Raw genomic sequence first — 17,440 nt, 5'->3', positions numbered from 1 at the left:
ACCCGGCGGGCCGGCGCGCACCCCGCCGGCCCGCTCCGCACCCGGGGGTTTCCGCGAACCGTGCGCAGCAAGCCGTACGTACTCCTCCTGAGCCTGCTTCTCGTGCTCCTCGGCGCCCCGCAGCAGGCCTCCGCCGCCGAGAACGGCGAGTGGGCCGTCTACCCGGCCGCCGCCAAGTCCGGCAGCCGCCCGTACTTCTACCTCTCCGTCGACCCCGGCACCTCGCTCACCGACCGCGTCACCGTCACCAACAAGACGGCCGCGCCGCTGACCTTCCGGCTCTACGGCGCCGACGCCTACAACACCGACCGGGACGGCGGCTTCGCCGTCCGGACGCGGCAGGAGAAGCAGACCGGGGCCGGCGCCTGGATCAAGCCCGAGCGGACCCGCGTCACCGTCCCGCCGCGCTCCGCCGTCACCGTCCCGTACACCCTCACCGTCCCCGCCGACGCCGACCCCGGCGACCACCCCGGAGCCCTCGTCGCCCTCGACGAGCGCATCAGCCCGAGCGGGCAGGGCTCCGTCGCCGTGGGCGTCCAGCGCGCGGTCGGCGCCCGCGTCTACCTCCGGGTCAACGGGCCGACCGTCCCCGCCCTCGCCGTGGAGGACGTCACCCTCGAACAGGACCGGCCGCTCGTCCCCGGCGTCGGCGGGAGCAGCGCCGTCGTCTCGTACACCCTGCACAACCGGGGCAACGTCACCCTCAACCCCAAGGTCGTCCTCAGGGCCGAGGGCCTCTTCGGCCGGACCCTCCTCGACCGCGACCTGGGAGGAGTCCCGTCCGAGCTGCTGCCCCGCCAGAAGATCCGGCTCACCGAGCGGTGGAGCGGCTCCCCGCAGTTCGACTGGGGTGACGTGACCCTCACCGCGACCGCGAAGGACGTGCGGGAGACCGGCGCGGTCTCCTTCCTCGCCCTGCCCTGGCTCGCCGCCGGGGTCCTCCTCCTCGCCGGTCTGACCGGCTTCTTCGGCCTCCGGACGCGCCGCCGCAGGGCCCCGGGCGAGGCCTGAGGCCGCACCGAGGCCGTACTGAGTACGTGAGGCGGGCGCGCATCGGGGACAATGGCCCCCATGAGCGCTCGCAACCAAGAAACCGAAGCCGTCCACCGGGCCGGCTTCGCCTGCTTCGTCGGCCGCCCCAACGCGGGCAAGTCCACCCTCACGAACGCTCTGGTCGGTCAGAAGGTGGCCATCACCTCGAACCGGCCGCAGACCACCCGGCACACCGTCCGGGGCATCGTGCACCGCCCGGAAGCGCAGCTGATCCTGGTGGACACCCCCGGCCTCCACAAGCCGCGCACCCTCCTCGGCGAGCGGCTCAACGACGTCGTGCGCACCACCTGGGCCGAGGTCGACGTGATCGGCTTCTGCCTGCCCGCCGACCAGAAGCTCGGCCCCGGTGACAAGTTCATCGCCAAGGAACTCGCCGGGATCAAGAAGACCCCCAAGGTCGCGATCATCACCAAGACCGACCTGGTCGACTCCAAGACGCTCGCCGAGCAGCTCATCGCCGTCGACCAGCTCGGCAAGGAGCTGGGCTTCGAGTGGGCGCAGATCGTCCCGGTCTCGGCCGTCGGCAACAAGCAGGTCCAGCTCGTCGCGGATCTGCTCATCCCGCTGCTCCCGGAGTCCCCGCCGCTCTACCCGGAGGGCGACCTCACGGACGAGCCGGAGCAGGTCATGGTCGCGGAGCTGATCCGCGAGGCCGCGCTCGAAGGCGTACGGGACGAGCTGCCGCACTCGATCGCGGTGGTCGTCGAGGAGATGATCCCGCGCGAGAACCGCCCCGCGGACCGGCCGCTGCTCGACATCCACGCCAACGTGTACATCGAGCGCCCCAGCCAGAAGGGCATCATCATCGGCCCCAAGGGCAGCCGCCTGAAGGAGGTCGGCATGAAGTCCCGCAAGCACATCGAGGCGCTCCTCGGCACCCCGGTCTTCCTCGACCTGCACGTGAAGGTCGCGAAGGACTGGCAGCGGGACCCGAAGCAGCTGCGGAAGCTGGGCTTCTAGAGCAACCCCCCACCGTCCGGCCGGAGGCCGGCGCAGCCGTGCGAAGCCCGTGAGGCCCCCCAGGGCCGAGCGGTGCGAGTGCGGCATCGGAAGAGGTGTCCCAAGCAGCTGCGCAAGCTCGGTTTCCGAACCCGTCGACTTCCCCCGGCCGCGTGCCAGCATGACGCGGTGACGCAGATCATCAAGGGGGGAAACCTGCCGGTTCCCGGGCAGGTGTGGCGGGTCGCGGTCGTCCGGCGAGCCGCCGGTGACGGGGTCCCGGAGGTCGACGCCTCCGCGCTGCTCCTGGACGCGGCGGGCCGGGTCAGGGGCGACGGCGACCTCGTCTTCCACAACCGGCCCGCGCACGCCTCCGGGGCCGTGCGGCTCGTCGAACAGGTGCGGGACGAGGAGCGGCGCGTCGCCGACTGGCTGGAGATCGACACCGCGCGCGTCGAGCCCGACGTCCAGCGCATCGCGATCACCGCCTTCAGCGACGAGGGGACGTTCGGGCAGGTGCCCGGGCTGCTCGTACGGACGATCAGCGCCGGTACGGGGGAGCCGCTGGCGCTGTACGAGGTCGAGGACGCGACGACGGAGACGGCGTTCGTCCTCGGCGAGTTCTACCGGCGCGACGGCGCGTGGAAGTTCCGCGCGGTGGGGCAGGGGTACGATTCCGGGCTCGTCGGCCTCGCCGAGGACTTCGGCATCACGGGCGGGGACCCGGCAGAGCGGCCAGGGCCCGAGCCCCTTCTCATCGAGGGCGTCGCCAAGATCCCGGCGGCCGAGGCACCCGCCCCGGCGCAGCTTCCCGCCCCGGCCGCCCGAGACGCCCGGCCTGGCCAAGGTGCAGAGCCCCGGCCTGTCCAAGGCGCAGAGCCCCGGCCTGGTCAAGGCGCAGGCTCCCGTCCCGGCGGGCGGGGCGCCATCGCCTGCTGCCGCGCTCTTCGGCGAGGACTTTCCGGAGTTCGTCCGGGAGGGCAGCGGCGAACTCGACATCACCGTCGACGTGCCCATACCGCCCGGCTTCCTCCTGGTCGACACCGAGCGGTGCGGCGGCGGCTACTTCTCGGTGCACGCCATCGACGAAGCGGGCACCCAGGGCCGCCTGATCGCCAACACGAACCTGGAGGACTTCAACGGCCGGACGCTGATGCGGTACGACGGCCGGAGCCCGCTGCGCCTGCGCGTCCACGCCGTGAACCGCAGGTGGAAGGTCGCGGTCCGGCCGGTGAGCGCGGTCGAGGAACTCGGCCTCGGCGCGAAGGGACGGGGCCGGGACGTGCTGCTTCACACGGGGCCCTCCAGCGAGCTGTCCGCCCAGCTGCGCTCGGAGGACGAGCACGCCCTCTTCGACGTGGAGAGCTTCGCACCGTGCGCCCGCGGCGACTGGGACGGGTACCTGCTCGTCAACGAGGCGAGCAGGCTCCCGAAGTACTGGGTGGCGCTGCCGGCGGGCCCCGTGCTGGTGACGGTGGGGGCCTCCGAAGGGGACTGGACCCTGGAGGTCCGGCCCCCTACGCGCCTTCCTTGAGGACCCTCGTGATGAGGGTCCTCTGCGCGTCCGTGAGGCGGGGGTCGCGGCAGCGGACCGTGCGGCCGTCGACGGTGATCTCGTACGAGAAGCCGTCCGGCACGCCCCGGACGTCACCGTCGCCCTCCGCGAGGACCGAGGCGGCCAGGGACTCCCACTCGGGGTCCGAGACCTCCACCTCCGCCGACCGCTCGATGCCCGCGAAACCGCCCGTGCGCCGCACTCGAATCCGCATGGGCCCTGTCTACCAGCCGGATCAGTCGGTCGGCACGCCCACCGCCGCCCAGGCCTTCAGAACGGCCTGGATCTCCTCCCCGTCGCCGTACCGGGCCTTGGCCGCCGCCACCGTGGCCGCCGCGAACTCGGAGAAGCGGGTCTCGGGGGTGAGCGTCCCGCCGGTCATCACGTCGTACCAGATCTGTCCGGGCCGCTCCCAGGCGTTGCCGCCCAGCTCGGTCGCCGCCAGGTAGAAGGCGTGGTTGGGGATGCCCGAGTTGATGTGCACCCCGCCGTTGTCCCGGCTCGTGCGGACGTAGTCGTCCATGTGGCCGGGCTGCGGGTCCTTGCCGAGGACGTCGTCGTCGTACGCGGTGCCCGGGGCCTTCATGGAGCGCAGGGCCGTGCCCTCCACGTTCGGGTGGAAGAGCCCCTCGCCGATCAGCCAGTCGGCGTCCTGCGCGTTCTGCCCGAGGGCGTACTGCTTCACGAGGGAGCCGAAGACGTCGGAGACGGACTCGTTGAGGGCGCCGGACTGGCTGAAGTACTCCAGGTTCGCCGTGTGCTGGGTGAAGCCGTGGGCGAGCTCGTGACCGATGACGTCCACGGGCAGTGTGAAGTCGAGGAAGATCTCGTCGTCGCCGTCGCCGAACACCATCTGCTCGCCGTTCCAGAAGGCGTTGCCGTAGTTCTCGTCGTAGTGGACGGAGGCGAGCAGCGGCAGCCCGGCGCCGTCGATCGAGTCCCGCCCGAAGGCGTTCAGGAAGAGGTCGAAGGTGGCGCCGAGGCCCGCGTACGCGCGGTTGACGGTCGCGTCGCCGGTGGCCTCCTCGCCCTCGGCGCGGACCCGCACGCCCGGCAGCTCGGTCCCGCGCTCGCAGTCGTACACGGTGCGGTGCGGCCGGCCGGCGTCGGCGGGGGCGAGCGTGGGCGCGCTGCCGGGCAGCGGCAGCACACGGGTCGTGCGGGCCGAGGCGTCCGCGATGAGGGTGCGGCGGGCGGCGGCGGCGACGGCCGGGTTCGAGGAGCGCGCCAGGTGCTCCAGGAGGTGCGGCGGGACGATCGAGCAGAAGACGGGCGTGTGGGGAGTCATCCCTGCAATGTGGCACTGCGTGATGCCACTGTCACGAGTTGCGACGAAGATTGGCGAAATGGAGTGATGCGTCACTGATCAGCCTTGACGTGCGACCCGTCCCGCATACTGAAACAGGACGTCCGTCTCCGACGTCCCTCGGCTAGGCTGCGGCACATCATGCGTTTCGGGCTGCTTCTCCTTAGCTGCCGCGGCGAGGGCCTGTAGTCGTAGGCCGACCCCCTCCCCGCGGGACCTGGTGTTGCGTTCGACAGTCGGCCTCCCCCAAGCTCTCGGCTTCGCTCGAGCAGGGGGGACCCCCACTCCCGCAGTCCCGAGGAGCCCAACGCAATGAGCCAGTCCCCCTTCGTCGGCCGCCCCACGCCCGTCACCAACGCGACGCAGCTGCAGAAGCCGTCCGGGATGCCGATCCACAAGTACGGCCGCTACGAGGCCGTGCAGATCCCGGACCGCACCTGGCCCGAGCAGCGCGTCACCAAGGCGCCCCGCTGGCTGTCGACCGACCTGCGCGACGGCAACCAGGCCCTGATCGACCCGATGTCCCCGGCCCGCAAGCGCGAGATGTTCGACCTGCTGGTCCGCATGGGCTACAAGGAGATCGAGGTCGGCTTCCCGTCCTCCGGCGAGACCGACTTCGCGTTCGTGCGCTCCATCATCGAAGAGGGCGCGATCCCGGACGACGTCACCATCTCCGTACTGACCCAGGCCCGCGAGGACCTGATCGAGCGGACCGTGGAGTCCCTGGTCGGCGCCAAGCGCGCCACCGTCCACCTGTACAACGCCACCGCCCCCACCTTCCGCCGCGTGGTCTTCCGCGGCTCGAAGGAGCAGATCAAGCAGATCGCCGTGGACGGCACGCGGCTGGTGATGGAGTACGCGGAGAAGCTGCTCGACGAGCGCACGGTCTTCGGCTACCAGTACAGCCCCGAGATCTTCACCGACACCGAGCTGGACTTCGCCCTGGAGGTCTGCGAGGCGGTCTGTGACGTCTGGCAGCCCGGCCCGGGCCGCGAGATCATCCTGAACCTGCCCGCCACCGTGGAGCGCTCGACGCCGTCCACGCACGCGGACCGCTTCGAGTGGATGTCCCGGAACCTGACCCGCCGCGAGCACGTCTGCCTGTCGGTCCACCCGCACAACGACCGCGGTACGGCGGTGGCGGCGGCCGAGCTGGCGATCATGGCCGGCGCCGACCGCATCGAGGGCTGCCTGTTCGGTCAGGGCGAGCGCACCGGCAACGTCGACCTGGTCACCCTGGGCATGAACCTGTTCAGCCAGGGCGTCGACCCGCAGATCGACTTCTCCCAGATCGACGAGATCCGGCGGACGAGCGAGTACTGCAACCAGATGGAGGTCCACCCGCGCCACCCCTACGCGGGCGACCTGGTCTACACCGCCTTCTCCGGCTCCCACCAGGACGCCATCAAGAAGGGCTTCGACGCGATGGAGGCCGACGCGGCCGCCAAGGGCGTCACCGTCGACGACATCGAGTGGGCCGTGCCGTACCTGCCGATCGACCCGAAGGACGTCGGCCGCTCCTACGAGGCCGTCATCCGGGTCAACTCGCAGTCCGGCAAGGGCGGCATCGCGTACGTCCTGAAGAACGACCACAAGCTGGACCTGCCCCGCCGGATGCAGATCGAGTTCTCGAAGATCATCCAGCAGAAGACCGACACCGAGGGCGGCGAGGTCACGCCGGCCGCGATCTGGTCCGTCTTCCAGGACGAGTACCTGCCCAACCCGGACAACGCCTGGGGCCGCATCCAGCTGCGCTCCGGTCAGTCCACCTCCGACACCGACGGCACGGACACGCTGACCGTCGAGGCGGTCGTGGACGGCGCCGAGACCGTGCTGTCCGGCTCCGGCAACGGTCCGATCTCGGCCTTCTTCGCCGCGCTGCAGTCGATCGGCGTGGACGCCCGCCTGCTGGACTACCAGGAGCACACGATGAGCGAGGGCGCCTCCGCGCAGGCCGCCTCGTACATCGAGTGCGCCATCGACGGTCAGGTCCTGTGGGGCATCGGCATCGACGCCAACACGACCCGCGCCTCGCTGAAGGCCGTCATCTCGGCGGTCAACCGCTCGGCCCGCTGACGCGCCTCACGACCGCTGCCCCGCACCCTTCCTCCCGGAGGGTGCGGGGCAGCTCTGTTTGTGAGCTGCGTCACCGTTTCAGGCGGGCACCCGCCGCGTCCGCCACCCCCGCCACGTCGTGCGCGACGCAGCCCCTCGGCACGGCCGGCCTCTACGCCGAGTTCGTCGAGAAGGACTCCGTCCGCCACTCCGACTCCGAGGGCGCGGTCGCGGTCGGCGGCGACGCCACCTTCGGCGACCCGAAGCAGCCCTCGGGCTTCTCGATCGGCCACAAGCCCGGTCGTCACCCCGGAGCCCCCGACGCCGACCGAGACCACCGTCCCCACCCCGCCGGCCACCCCCGAGCCGACCCCGACCGAGGGCGGCGGGACGCCCACGACCCCCGGCGCCTCAGAGACGCCCGAGGGCTCCGCGTCCCCGTCGACGCCGGCCGGCACCCCCACGGCCTCCGAGACCCCGGCGACCCCCGGAGAGGCCACCACCGCCCCGGCCTCGACCCCGGCGTCGTCCGCCACCCCGGAGGGTGATCTCGCGACGACCGGTTCGGCCATCGGTCCCGGCACGATCGCGGCCGCCGTCCTCGTCGGCGGAGGCTTCCTGGCCTTCGCAAAGCGTCTTCACCGCACCTCCTGAGGTTTCCCGGAGGGTGACGTGTCTCGGCCATCTCCAAGGCGATCTGCTGACGGGGTGCTGACGCCACATCAAGGATGTGGCTAACATCACGCCAACGCCGGCAGTGCAGCCGGGCCGTTAAGGAGGTGCGTGTGCGGTCTGCCCGGAATTCACGTGGTGGGAAAGTGGGCGTCTGCGGAATCCGCACCTCCTGGAACACGGTCGGAGACGGCGAGTTCTTCTGCGAGGAGTGCGGCGGCGACCGGAACTACCGGCGGCGCACCGGCCGCCGCAGGTTCGCCGTCCTGGGCGTCCCCGTCCTGCCCCGGGGCTGTACGGGCCCCGTCGTCGAGTGCGCGGCCTGTCACACGCACTTCGGTACGGAGGTGCTCGACCACCCGACGACCAGCCGCTTCTCGGCGATGCTGCGGGACGGCGTGCACACCGTCGCCCTGGCCGTCCTCGCCGCCGGCGGCACCGACTCCCGCGCGGTCCTCGACCGGGCCGTGAGCGCGGTCAGGTCCGCCGGCTTCGCCGAGTGCACGGCCGTCCAGCTGGTCGACCTCGTGGAAGCCCTGGAGGCCGACACCGGGCGTTTCATGCCCGAGGTGAACCCCGAGGGCACGCTCCTCGCGATCGAGCTCCACGAGGCCCTGGAGCCGCTCACCCCGCACCTGGCGCCCGCCGGGCGGGAGTCGATCCTGCTCCAGGCCGCCCAGATCGCCCTCGCCGACGGCGTGTACAGCCCCACCGAGATGGAGGTCCTCGGGACCGTGGGGAACGCGCTCGCGCTCGCTCCCGACGACACCATCCGCCTCCTCGCCTCGGCCAGGGCCGTGGCGTAGGGCGGGTCGTCTACGGCGCGATGTTCTGGTTGAGCCGGAACACGTTGTCGGGGTCGTACCGGCGCTTGACCGTACGCAGCCGGTCGAAGTTCTGCCGGTAGTTGACCCGCACCCGGTCCTGGTCGTCGGTGTCCATGAAGTTCACGTACCCGCCCGCCTCGGTGTGGGGGCGCAGCGCCCTGTCGTAGGCGCGGGTCCAGGCGATGTTCCGCTCCGAGTCCGCCGCGCCGGTCCAGGTGGCGCCGAAGGAGTGCGAGAAGTCGGCGTCCCGGTAGGCGAACGCGGTCTCCTCCGGTCCCACCTCGTGGCAGGCCCCGTCGATCGGGAAGAGCGCCGTGTCCGACTCCATCGACGGCATCGTCTCGCCGAACGTGACGTGGGCGTCGATCGCGCCGTCCGTGAGCCCGCGGCTGAAGTTCCCCTTCCAGTAGTGGTAGAGCCCCGCCGGCAGCTGCTCGTCGAAGACGGTGTTGATCACCGGGTACGGCATCCGCTCCATGAACCGGCCGACGACCGGGCCGAGGCCGTCCAGACGGGCGAGGACCTTGTCGTCCTCCTCCGCCGCACCGCTGAAGCAGGTGAACGCGGCGCAGATCGGACGGCCGTGCCAGCGCTCCGGCAGGAACGGTTCCTCCGGGCCGAGCGCCATCACGAGGATCGAGTTGAGCTCGACCGGCGCGTCCGCGTTCATCAGCTGCCAGGCACGGGCCACGTCCGGGCCGAGCGGGTAGCAGGTCAGACCGCCGAAGACGTCCGAGACCGGGTGCAGCCGGTACGCGAGCGAGACGGCGACGCCGAAGTTGCCGCCGCCTCCGCGCAGCGCCCAGAACAGGTCCGGATGGCGCTCGGCGTCACAGGAGACGAGCGTGCCCTCGGCGGTCACCACGTCCGCCGCGATCAGGTTGTCGCAGCTCAGCCCGCAGCGACGGGCCAGATGGCCCATGCCGCCGCCGAGCGTCAGACCGCCGATGCCGGTCGTCGAGATGACCCCTCCGGTGGTGGCGAGACCGAAGGCGTGGGTGGCGTGGTCGAAGTCGCCCCAGGTGGCGCCGCCCTCGGCCCGGGCCGTACGGGCCTCCGGGTCGACCCGGACGCCCCGCATCCGGGACAGGTCGACCACGAGGCCGTCGTCCACGGTGCCGAACCCGGCGACGGAGTGGGAACCGCCGCGCACGGCGAGCGGGAGGGCGTGCTCCCGGGCGTACAGCACCGCCGCGATGACGTCGCCGGCGTCCACGGCGTGGACGACGACGGCCGGGTGGCGGTCGTGCAGGGCGTTGTAGACCCGGCGGGAGACGTCGTACGACGGGTCGCCGCGGGTGACGACGGTGCCGCGCACGGCACCGCGGAGCGTGTCCAGGGGGTTGGTCGTGGTGGTCATGGTTCCGGTGTAGCCCGGCGGGGACGGGCCGGGCATCGCCCGAACCGCCCATCCGCGCACCCGACGGGGGATGGGCCGTTCAGACCATGTCGTGCGCGTACGCGTAGGCCGTGGCGGCGGAGCGGGAGCCCACGTCCAGCTTGGCGAAGATGTTGTTCAGGTGCCGGGAGACCGTGTGCTCGCTGATCACGAGGGCCTGGGCGATGTCCCTGTTCGTCCCGCCCGCGGCGACCAGTCGCAGGACCTCCGCCTCGCGGGCGGTGAGGCCGCCCGGCAGCCGCCGGCGCTTCCCGCCGGAGAGCAGCGCCGCCGCGCGCCGGGCGTCCGGTACGGCCCCGAGCCGCTCGAACGCGGCCCGCGCGGCGCCCAGCTCCAGGCGCGCCGCCTCCTCGTCGCCCACCGTCCGGTCGGCCGCCGCGAGCAGCATCCGCACCTGCGCGGCCTCGTACGGGACGCGGAGCGCCAGCCACCCGGCGAGCGCCTGCCGCAGCAGCCGCAGTGCGGGGCCGGACCTGCCCTCGGCCAGGGCCACCGCGCCCCGCGCCGTGTCGGCCGTCGCTCGCAGCAGCGGTACGTCCCCGGCCAGCGCGTCCAGCTCCGCCGCGGCCCTGGCCGCTCCCGGGACGTCCCGGACGGCGAGGGCCACCTCCGTACGGGCGGCGAGCAGCCGGGCCCGGCCCAGGAGGTCGTGGCGCGGGTCGCTCTGGCAGGCGAGGGCGAGGTCGATGCCCGCGACGGCCGCGTCGGCCCTGCCCTGGGCGAGCCGCAGCAGCGCGAGGCCGGGCTGCGGGATCCGGCCCAGCTCGTGGGCGTGCGCGTACGAGACGGCGGCCTCGTCGAGCCGCCCCTGCCGCCGCTGGACGTCCCCGGCGGCGTAGTACGCGGCGGCGGCCGACTCCAGACAGTCCACCGGCACCTCCCGGCAGACCTGCCGGGCCTCGGCCTCGGCCAGCGCCCAGGCGCCGAGGAGGTCGAGGACCTCGACGCGATGGGCCCGGCAGACGCCCCGGAAGGGGTTCTCGTCGGCGGGCGCGGCCGGCGGGAGCATCTCCGCACCGGCTTCCGGCCCCGTACCTCCTGCCACTTCCGGCCCCGGCTCCGTACCTCCTGCCGCCGCGGCCGTCCCCGGCTCCGCGGACGTCCCCGGTTTCGCTTCCGCCCCCGGCGCCGCGTTTGTCCCGGGCTCCGGCGGGCGGCCCGTCCACGGGGGTGCGCACCACTCCATCGCCGCGTTCGTCCACTCCACCGCGCGGCCGAGGTCCGCCGCCTCCATGCACTGGGTGAGGGCCAGGCAGTACAGCCAGCCCGTGAACACGCTGCTCAGCTCACCCGCCGAGACCGCGCACATCGCGTCGTCGAGGAGGGCGAGCGCCTCCGTCCTGCGGCCGTTCGCGAGCAGGACGGCGGACTCGGCCTGGCGGCTGAGGGCCAGGAGGTCGGGGCTGGCGGAGCGGAAGGCGAGGCGGGTCATGCGGCGGGTCGCGGCGAGCGCCGCCGCCCGGTCGCCGTGCTGCTCGGCCTCCTCGGCGTCCGTCCAGGCCAGGAAGCACTGCTCGGGGCAGGGCGGCAGGTCCTCCAGGTGGTGGCGGGCCCGGTGGAGCCAGCCGGCCGCCGCCGCGGGCCGCCCGAGGCTCCGGTACTCGAAGTGCAGCCACCAGGCGGCGAGGCCCGCGCCCCGGTGGTCACCGGCCGCGAGGAAGGCGGCGTGCGAGCGGAGCCGGGCGGTGACGGACTCGTCGATGTGCCCCGACCACCAGGCGGCGTCGGCGAGCACGGACAGGTCGTCGGCGGTCAGCGCGCGGGTGGGGTGCAGGTCGTGGGCGTGGAGCAGCGCGTACGCCTCGGCCCAGGACTCCCGGCCGGCCGCGTCCCGGGCGCGCTCGACCGCGTCGGCCTTGTGAGCGGCGTGAACGGTGTGAGCGACGTCAGCGGTGGGGGCCGTGGGGTCGGTGTGGAGCGTGGGTGCGGACATGACTTCGCCTCTTCCCGGTCCTTTCAGGGTAGGACCGGGAAGAGGCGGAGGCTCGTGCGACTACTGGATGGCGCCGCTCGCGCGCAGCATGTCCTCGCGCTCGACGATCTTCACGCGCTCGCGGCCCTGCGGCTCGCCGAGCGCCTTCTCGGCGGCGTCCAGGGCGTGCCAGCCCTCCCACGTCGTGTACGTGACGCCCTTGCCCTCCAGGAAGGAGACGACCGCGTCCACCTCCGGGGTGTCGGGCGTCAGCAGACGGCCGTTGGCGAAGTCGTCGAGGAGGTTGGCGACGGTCTCGTTGGCGTCGCCCTTGGTGTGGCCGATGAGGCCGACGGGGCCGCGCCGGATCCAGCCGGTGCAGTACGTGGAGGCCATGTGCTCGCCGGTCTCCTCGATCACCCGGCCGCCCTCGTCCGGCACGGTGCCGGTGGTGGTGTCCCAGGGGAGCTTGGGCAGCTCGTCGGAGAGGTAGCCGACGGCGCGGTAGACGGCGGAGACGTCCCAGTCGGTGGTGGCGCCGGTGCCCTTGACGTTGCCGGTGCCGTCGAGCTCGGTGCGCTCGGTGCGGAGGCCGACGACCCGGCCGTCCTCGCCGAGGATCTCGACGGGCGACTCGAAGAAGTGCAGGAAGAGCTTGTGCGGGCGGTCGCCGACGTCGCGGATCGCCCAGTTCTCCAGGGTCTTGGCGACCATGTCGGTCTGCTTGTTCTTGCGCCGCTCGGCGATCGAGCCGTCGTCGTAGTCGATGTCCTCGGGGTTGACGATGACCTCGATGGTGGGGGAGTGGTCCAGCTCGCGCAGCTCCATGGGGCTGAACTTGGCCTGGGCCGGGCCGCGACGGCCGAAGACGTGGATCTCGACGGCCTTGTTGACCTTGAGGCCGTCGTAGACGTTCGGCGGGATCTCGGTCGGGAGCAGCTCGTCGCCGGTCTTGGCGAGGATGCGGGCGATGTCGAGGGCCACGTTGCCGACGCCCAGGACGGCGACCTTCTCGGCCTCCAGCGGCCAGGTGCGCGGGACGTCCGGGTGACCGTCGTACCAGGAGGCGAAGTCGGCGGCGCCGTACGAGCCGTCGAGCTCGACGCCGGGGATGCGGAGCTCGCGGTCGGCCATGGCGCCGGTCGAGAAGACGACGGCGTCGTAGAAGGCGCGCAGGTCGTCGAGGTGGATGTCGGTGCCGTAGTCGACGTTGCCGAAGAGGCGGACCTGCGGCTTGTCGAGGACCTGGTGGAGGGCGTTGACGATGCCCTTGATGCGCGGGTGGTCGGGGGCGACGCCGTAGCGGATGAGACCGAAGGGGGCCGGCATCCGCTCGAAGAGGTCGATGGACACACCCGGCTCGGCGGCGGCCTCGGACTTCAGCAGCGCATCGGCGGCGTAGATTCCGGCGGGGCCGGCGCCGACGATCGCGACCCGGAGGGGGCGGGGCATGACTGGGTTCCCTTCGCAAGCGACGTGGCGACGAGGCCGCCGACACTTAGGTCACCCTAAATAACGTCTCGCGTGGAGTGGTACCCGGGCCCGGTCTATGGACTCATAAGGCGAACTTATGACTTCCATAAGTGAAGACGTCGATCTCAGAAGTCACCGACGCCGAGGAGGCTGGTGACGACGAGCGTGATCACCCCGGCGGTGAAGAGCAGGCCGAGGCCGATGCAGAGCGCCGCCAGGATGCCGTCGAAGCGCAGCCAGGTCCGCTTCCCGAGGGTGGTCACCCGTCCGGGGTCCTGTGGATCGTAGGCGACGTCGATGGTCCACGCGGCGGCGGTCGAATTCACGTTGCGCCTCAGTCCGGTGGGGTCCATGTATTCGAACAAGCCCCGCTCGCCCGGGATCCGCTCGGCGACGACCGTGACGCCGTGCCTGCGGATGTGCCACTCCCGGTAGGGGATGTACGCCACCGCCGAGCCGCCCGCCAGGAACCCGAGGCCCATGAATCCGAACGGGATGATCAGGATGATGGCGCCCGCGTGTCCGGTGACGATGACGAGCGCACACAGGGCGACGACCGCGAGGGCGCCGTAGAGCGTTCCCCGCTTGAGCGCGCGCAGGGCCTTCGTGGCGTGCGGGTCACCGCCCAGGCGCTCGCCCGAGAGGTGCGTGGAGCCGTCGGCGACCTTGCCCTCCGTCGGCAGGGCCGCGTTCACGGCCTCGGCGAACGTGACGGCGGCGGCCTCGTCCACGCCCTCGAAGCGCTGGACGCACGGCGTCGTCCCCGCCGGGGCCGTCAGCTCGACGGCGACGGCCCGCCCCTCGGCGCGGACGCGCTCGATGGCCTCCAGCGGGATGTGCATCTCCTCGCGGGCGCGGCGCAGGATCAGGGCCTGGCCCTGCGCCCGCAGGAAGGTGCCTTCGGGCCCCTGGAGGGCCGGTATCGGGGAAGTGATCGACATGGCCGGGATCGTACGACCGGGCGGCGACCCGCGTCAGCCCTTCTGGACCGCGACGACCAACGGCCGATGGTGACGTCCCCCCTCGAAGCGCAGGGCGAGGGGGGTGAGCGTGCCGGTCATATACGCATGCGCTCCCGATGTGTATGGCGACTTGTCGATGAGCTGTCGGCACGTCCGTTCGAAAATACCGCCGGTTTGCAGGACCTCGTCGATTCTCTCTCCGCCACGTCCAGTTGCGGTTTTCGAATGGCCTGCTCGAACTGGCCGATATATCCGCCCGAGACGAACACGAGTGTCCCCGGCTGGGCCTGGGGGAGCCCCGCCGCCTCCCGCAACTCCTTCAGCAGCTCGCCGAGGAACTCCCACGTGTGTCCTGGCACTGTCCTCTGGCCATGGATTAACTCCCCTGGGCCACGCCGCAGTTGTAGGACCTGCGCGTCTGCCGATTCTACGGATCCCGACCCACCCTGGAGAGGCGAAGCAGGAAATGGATTCAGAAAGGCATACGTTGGTGAAGGAAGACATCATGAAGACGACCATGGGGGCACTCGAAGCCGCACAAGAGGCAGTGACGGAATTGCGCGAGGCGCTCGCGAGGGCGGGAATCACGCTCCCCTCGCTCGGGCTCGACGTCGTCACCCTCGCCGCAGACCCCCCGAGGCCGCTCGTCGAATTGGGATGCTGCACGGCGGAAACGGCGCGGCTCATCGCCGCAGCCCTTCTGCCGGGGGAGGAGAGCCGGTCATGACCGCACTGCCCATCGGGTCGTACGTCGTGGAGATCCGCACCGGGCGGGTCGGGAGAGTGATGGGGTACGAAGGGCCGTACGTCCAGATCCGTCCGCTCGGTGGCGGGCGGGAGTGGGACGTGGAGCCCGAGGAGGTCCGGGAGGCGACCTCGTCCGAGCGGCTGAGCGCCGCCACGGCGCACGTCAACGCCCGAAGTCGGGGCGAGGTGCCCTGACACCGTCCGGGGGGAGCGGGATCAAGGGTCCGTGTGGGCCGTCGGGCTGCGCGCTCACGGGCGCCTCCGTTGCGGGTGGGCCCAATGCTCGTACCGCACCCGGTTCCGCGCAGCGCGAGGCGGGTGGCGGGAGACCGTGCCAGGGGCTGGTCGGGCCGCCCTCGTCGTACGGGAGAATGGGCCCATGAGTCTGTTCCGCGACGACGGCATCGTGCTGCGCACCCAGAAGCTGGGTGAAGCGGACCGCATCATCACCCTCCTCACGCGCGGTCACGGACGCGTACGCGCTGTCGCGCGCGGGGTGCGGCGGACGAAGTCGAAGTTCGGGGCGCGGCTCGAACCGTTCTCGCACGTGGACGTGCAGTTCTTCGCCCGGGGGAGTGAGTTGGTCGGACGCGGGCTGCCGCTCTGCACGCAGAGCGAGACCATCGCCGCGTACGGCAGCGGGATCGTCACCGACTACGCCCGGTACACCGCCGGCACGGCCATGCTGGAGACGGCGGAACGGTTCACCGACCACGAGGGCGAACCCGCCGTGCAGCAGTACCTGCTGCTGGTCGGGGGTCTGCGGACGCTCGCCAGGGGCGAGCACGCACCCCACCTCATCCTCGACGCCTTCCTCCTCCGCTCGCTCGCCGTGAACGGCTACGCGCCCAGCTTCGACGACTGTGCGAAATGCGGACTCCACGGGCCCAACCGGTTCTTTTCGGTCGGGGCGGGCGGGGTCATCTGCGGCGACTGCCGGGTGCCCGGAAGCGTCGTACCCTCTGCGGAGGCCATCGGCCTGCTCAGCGCGCTGCTCACCGGCGACTGGGCGACGGCGGACGCGTGCGAGCCGCGTCACGTCAGGGAGGGCAGCGGGCTCGTGTCCGCCTATCTGCACTGGCACCTGGAGCGCGGCCTGCGCTCCCTGCGGTACGTAGAGAAAAGCTAGGAGAGACCACGCCATGGCCATCGCACGACTGCTCGGGCGCCAGCGCCGGGAGTACAGGACCCCCGAGCCGCACCCCTCCGGTGCCCGCCCGCCGAAGCTCCAGTCCGAGTTCGTCCCGGAGCACGTCGCGATCGTCATGGACGGCAACGGCCGCTGGGCCAAGGAGCGCGGCCTGCCGCGCACCGAGGGACACAAGGTCGGCGCCGAGCAGGTCCTCGACGTGCTCCAGGGCGCGATCGAGATGGGCGTCGGGTCGATCTCGCTCTACGCCTTCTCCACCGAGAACTGGAAGCGGTCGCCCGAAGAGGTGCGCTTCCTGATGAACTTCAACCGCGACTTCATCCGCAAGACCCGCGACCAGCTCGACGAGCTCGGCATCCGGGTGCGGTGGGTCGGCCGGATGCCCAAGCTGTGGAAGTCGGTGGCCAAGGAGCTCCAGGTCGCGCAGGAGCAGACCAAGGACAACACCAAGCTCACGCTCTACTTCTGCATGAACTACGGCGGTCGCGCGGAACTCACGGACGCGGCGCAGGCGCTGGCGGAGGACGTGAAGGCGGGCAGGCTCGACCCGGCGAAGATCACCGAGAAGACCATCCAGAAGTACCTGTACTACGCGGACATGCCGGACGTGGACCTCTTCCTGCGGCCCAGCGGCGAGCAGCGCACCTCCAACTACCTGATCTGGCAGAGCGCCTACGCGGAGATGGTCTTCCAGGACGTGCTGTGGCCGGACTTCGACCGCCGCGACCTGTGGCGCGCCTGCGTCGAGTACGCGTCCCGCGACCGCCGCTTCGGCGGCGTCGACCCGGCCGACATGGCCGTCCTCGACAAGGCCTGACCGCAACCCGGGGGGAAAGATCGTGGAGACGAACGCGCGGATCGAACTGGCCTATCCACCCGACTTCGGGGACGTGCGCGAGGCCGTACGGGTCCGGCTGCGGGCCACCTTCTGGTGGCGGCTGCTGCGGTGGACGTCGTGGGGCGGCGGCGTGCTGGCCTTCCTGGTCGCGGGCCTGGCCCTGGTGCCTCCCTCGCCGGAGCCGGGAACGACGGCCCTGATGGTGGCGCTCGGCCTGGTGGCCGTGGGCTGCGCGGAGTCGCTGCCCTGGGTGACGGCCCAGAGCCTCTTCCGGCTGATCAGGGCCCAGGGGGACGCCACGGCCGTCGTCGACGAGGACGGGGCACGGTGGGCCTCCCGGGACACCGAGACGACGATCCGCTGGGCGCTGCTGCCCCGGTACGTGGAGACCCCCCGGCTCTTCGTCCTGCTCACCGGCAAGCAGTCCGGCACCGGCTTCGCCTACCTGCCCAAGCACGGTCTCGCGGACCCCGCCGACGCCGACCGGCTCCGGGCGGTCCTGGACCGGAACATCAGCAAGGCGTGAACCGGGACATCAGCAAGGCATGAGAC

General features: G+C 71.8%; 17 protein-coding genes and 2 pseudogenes. 12 read left to right on the top strand and 7 right to left on the bottom strand.

Features of this window, described 5'->3' with window-relative positions; all coding sequences use genetic code 11:
- The first annotated feature begins 60 nt into the window (after positions 1-60).
- The 4 genes and pseudogenes from OG361_RS13395 to OG361_RS13380 all read left to right on the top strand — a co-directional run bounded on the left by OG361_RS13395 (position 61) and on the right by OG361_RS13380 (position 3,526).
- Positions 61-1,011 carry a WxL protein peptidoglycan domain-containing protein gene (locus OG361_RS13395; protein ID WP_405853535.1) on the top strand — a complete coding sequence of 317 codons (951 nt, stop codon included), beginning with the start codon at positions 61-63 and terminating at the stop codon, positions 1,009-1,011.
- A 51-nt stretch (positions 1,012-1,062) separates the two neighbouring features.
- Positions 1,063-2,013, top strand: a complete 951-nt coding sequence (era, locus tag OG361_RS13390) for a GTPase Era (RefSeq protein WP_374115426.1) — start codon at positions 1,063-1,065, stop codon at positions 2,011-2,013.
- 72 nt (positions 2,014-2,085) lie between these two features.
- Positions 2,086-2,685 (top strand): annotated as a pseudogene (locus OG361_RS13385) (TerD family protein); the annotation flags it as partial.
- A gap of 154 nt (positions 2,686-2,839) precedes the next feature.
- Positions 2,840-3,526 (top strand): hypothetical protein, encoded by a 687-nt coding sequence (locus OG361_RS13380; protein ID WP_405853534.1) that lies wholly within the window; start codon positions 2,840-2,842, stop codon positions 3,524-3,526.
- On the opposite strand, the gene OG361_RS13375 is transcribed toward OG361_RS13380, so the two are convergent.
- Both OG361_RS13375 and OG361_RS13370 read right to left on the bottom strand, forming a co-directional pair.
- The gene (locus OG361_RS13375) at positions 3,510-3,761 is read right to left on the bottom strand and encodes a protealysin inhibitor emfourin (RefSeq protein ID WP_384558774.1); all 252 of its coding nucleotides are present in this window, start codon (positions 3,759-3,761) and stop codon (positions 3,510-3,512) included. The two genes, OG361_RS13380 and OG361_RS13375, sit on opposite strands and share 17 nt — an antisense overlap.
- Positions 3,762-3,782: 21 nt before the next feature.
- A complete protein-coding gene (locus OG361_RS13370; protein WP_405853533.1) occupies positions 3,783-4,835 on the bottom strand; it encodes a M4 family metallopeptidase in 1,053 nt (350 codons plus the stop codon).
- A 330-nt stretch (positions 4,836-5,165) separates the two neighbouring features.
- On the opposite strand from OG361_RS13370, the gene leuA reads away from it, so the two are divergent.
- From leuA to OG361_RS13355, 3 genes are all read left to right on the top strand, one after another.
- The gene (leuA, locus tag OG361_RS13365) at positions 5,166-6,929 is read left to right on the top strand and encodes a 2-isopropylmalate synthase (RefSeq protein ID WP_405853532.1); all 1,764 of its coding nucleotides are present in this window, start codon (positions 5,166-5,168) and stop codon (positions 6,927-6,929) included.
- A 41-nt stretch (positions 6,930-6,970) separates the two neighbouring features.
- The gene (locus tag OG361_RS13360) at positions 6,971-7,456 is read left to right on the top strand and encodes a collagen-binding domain-containing protein (RefSeq protein ID WP_405853531.1); all 486 of its coding nucleotides are present in this window, start codon (positions 6,971-6,973) and stop codon (positions 7,454-7,456) included.
- 237 nt (positions 7,457-7,693) lie between these two features.
- A complete protein-coding gene (locus OG361_RS13355; protein WP_405853530.1) occupies positions 7,694-8,386 on the top strand; it encodes a TerB family tellurite resistance protein in 693 nt (230 codons plus the stop codon).
- A 10-nt stretch (positions 8,387-8,396) separates the two neighbouring features.
- Here OG361_RS13355 and OG361_RS13350 read toward each other — a convergent pair whose 3' ends face one another.
- The 5 genes and pseudogenes from OG361_RS13350 to OG361_RS13330 all read right to left on the bottom strand — a co-directional run.
- The gene (locus OG361_RS13350; RefSeq protein ID WP_405853529.1) at positions 8,397-9,767 is read right to left on the bottom strand and encodes an FAD-binding oxidoreductase; all 1,371 of its coding nucleotides are present in this window, start codon (positions 9,765-9,767) and stop codon (positions 8,397-8,399) included.
- A 79-nt stretch (positions 9,768-9,846) separates the two neighbouring features.
- The gene (locus tag OG361_RS13345; protein WP_405853528.1) at positions 9,847-11,739 is read right to left on the bottom strand and encodes a LuxR C-terminal-related transcriptional regulator; all 1,893 of its coding nucleotides are present in this window, start codon (positions 11,737-11,739) and stop codon (positions 9,847-9,849) included.
- Positions 11,740-11,799: 60 nt separating this feature from the next.
- Entirely contained in the window at positions 11,800-13,170 is a 1,371-nt protein-coding gene (locus OG361_RS13340) for an FAD-dependent oxidoreductase (RefSeq protein WP_405853527.1), read from the bottom strand.
- Positions 13,171-13,316: 146 nt separating this feature from the next.
- Complete coding sequence (locus OG361_RS13335; RefSeq protein WP_405853526.1) at positions 13,317-14,132, bottom strand: hypothetical protein; 816 nt, start codon at positions 14,130-14,132, stop codon at positions 13,317-13,319.
- A gap of 141 nt (positions 14,133-14,273) precedes the next feature.
- Positions 14,274-14,512 (bottom strand): annotated as a pseudogene (locus tag OG361_RS13330) (helix-turn-helix domain-containing protein); the annotation flags it as partial.
- Positions 14,513-14,658: 146 nt separating this feature from the next.
- Here OG361_RS13330 and OG361_RS13325 point away from each other — a divergent pair.
- From OG361_RS13325 to OG361_RS13305, 5 genes are all read left to right on the top strand, one after another.
- Positions 14,659-14,880, top strand: coding sequence for a hypothetical protein (locus OG361_RS13325; RefSeq protein ID WP_405853525.1), 222 nt, complete (start codon positions 14,659-14,661; stop codon positions 14,878-14,880).
- The gene (locus tag OG361_RS13320; protein WP_318211121.1) at positions 14,877-15,095 is read left to right on the top strand and encodes a hypothetical protein; all 219 of its coding nucleotides are present in this window, start codon (positions 14,877-14,879) and stop codon (positions 15,093-15,095) included. The genes OG361_RS13325 and OG361_RS13320 overlap by 4 nt, the downstream gene beginning before the upstream one ends.
- Before the next feature lie 184 nt (positions 15,096-15,279).
- Positions 15,280-16,029: a DNA repair protein RecO gene (gene recO / locus OG361_RS13315; protein ID WP_384558814.1), complete on the top strand. Its 750-nt coding sequence runs from the start codon at positions 15,280-15,282 to the stop codon at positions 16,027-16,029.
- Between the two features lie 13 nt (positions 16,030-16,042).
- Positions 16,043-16,867: an isoprenyl transferase gene (locus OG361_RS13310; protein ID WP_405853524.1), complete on the top strand. Its 825-nt coding sequence runs from the start codon at positions 16,043-16,045 to the stop codon at positions 16,865-16,867.
- 22 nt (positions 16,868-16,889) lie between these two features.
- A complete protein-coding gene (locus tag OG361_RS13305) occupies positions 16,890-17,414 on the top strand; it encodes a YcxB family protein (protein WP_405853523.1) in 525 nt (174 codons plus the stop codon).
- Positions 17,415-17,440: the final 26 nt, after the last annotated feature.

The organism is Streptomyces sp. NBC_00090, from assembly GCF_045160815.1.
In the GTDB taxonomy this organism is placed as follows: Bacteria; Actinomycetota; Actinomycetes; order Streptomycetales; family Streptomycetaceae; genus Streptomyces.
The sequence above is the reverse complement of the archived record's forward strand: the minus strand, read 5'-3'. Positions and strand labels throughout refer to the sequence as shown.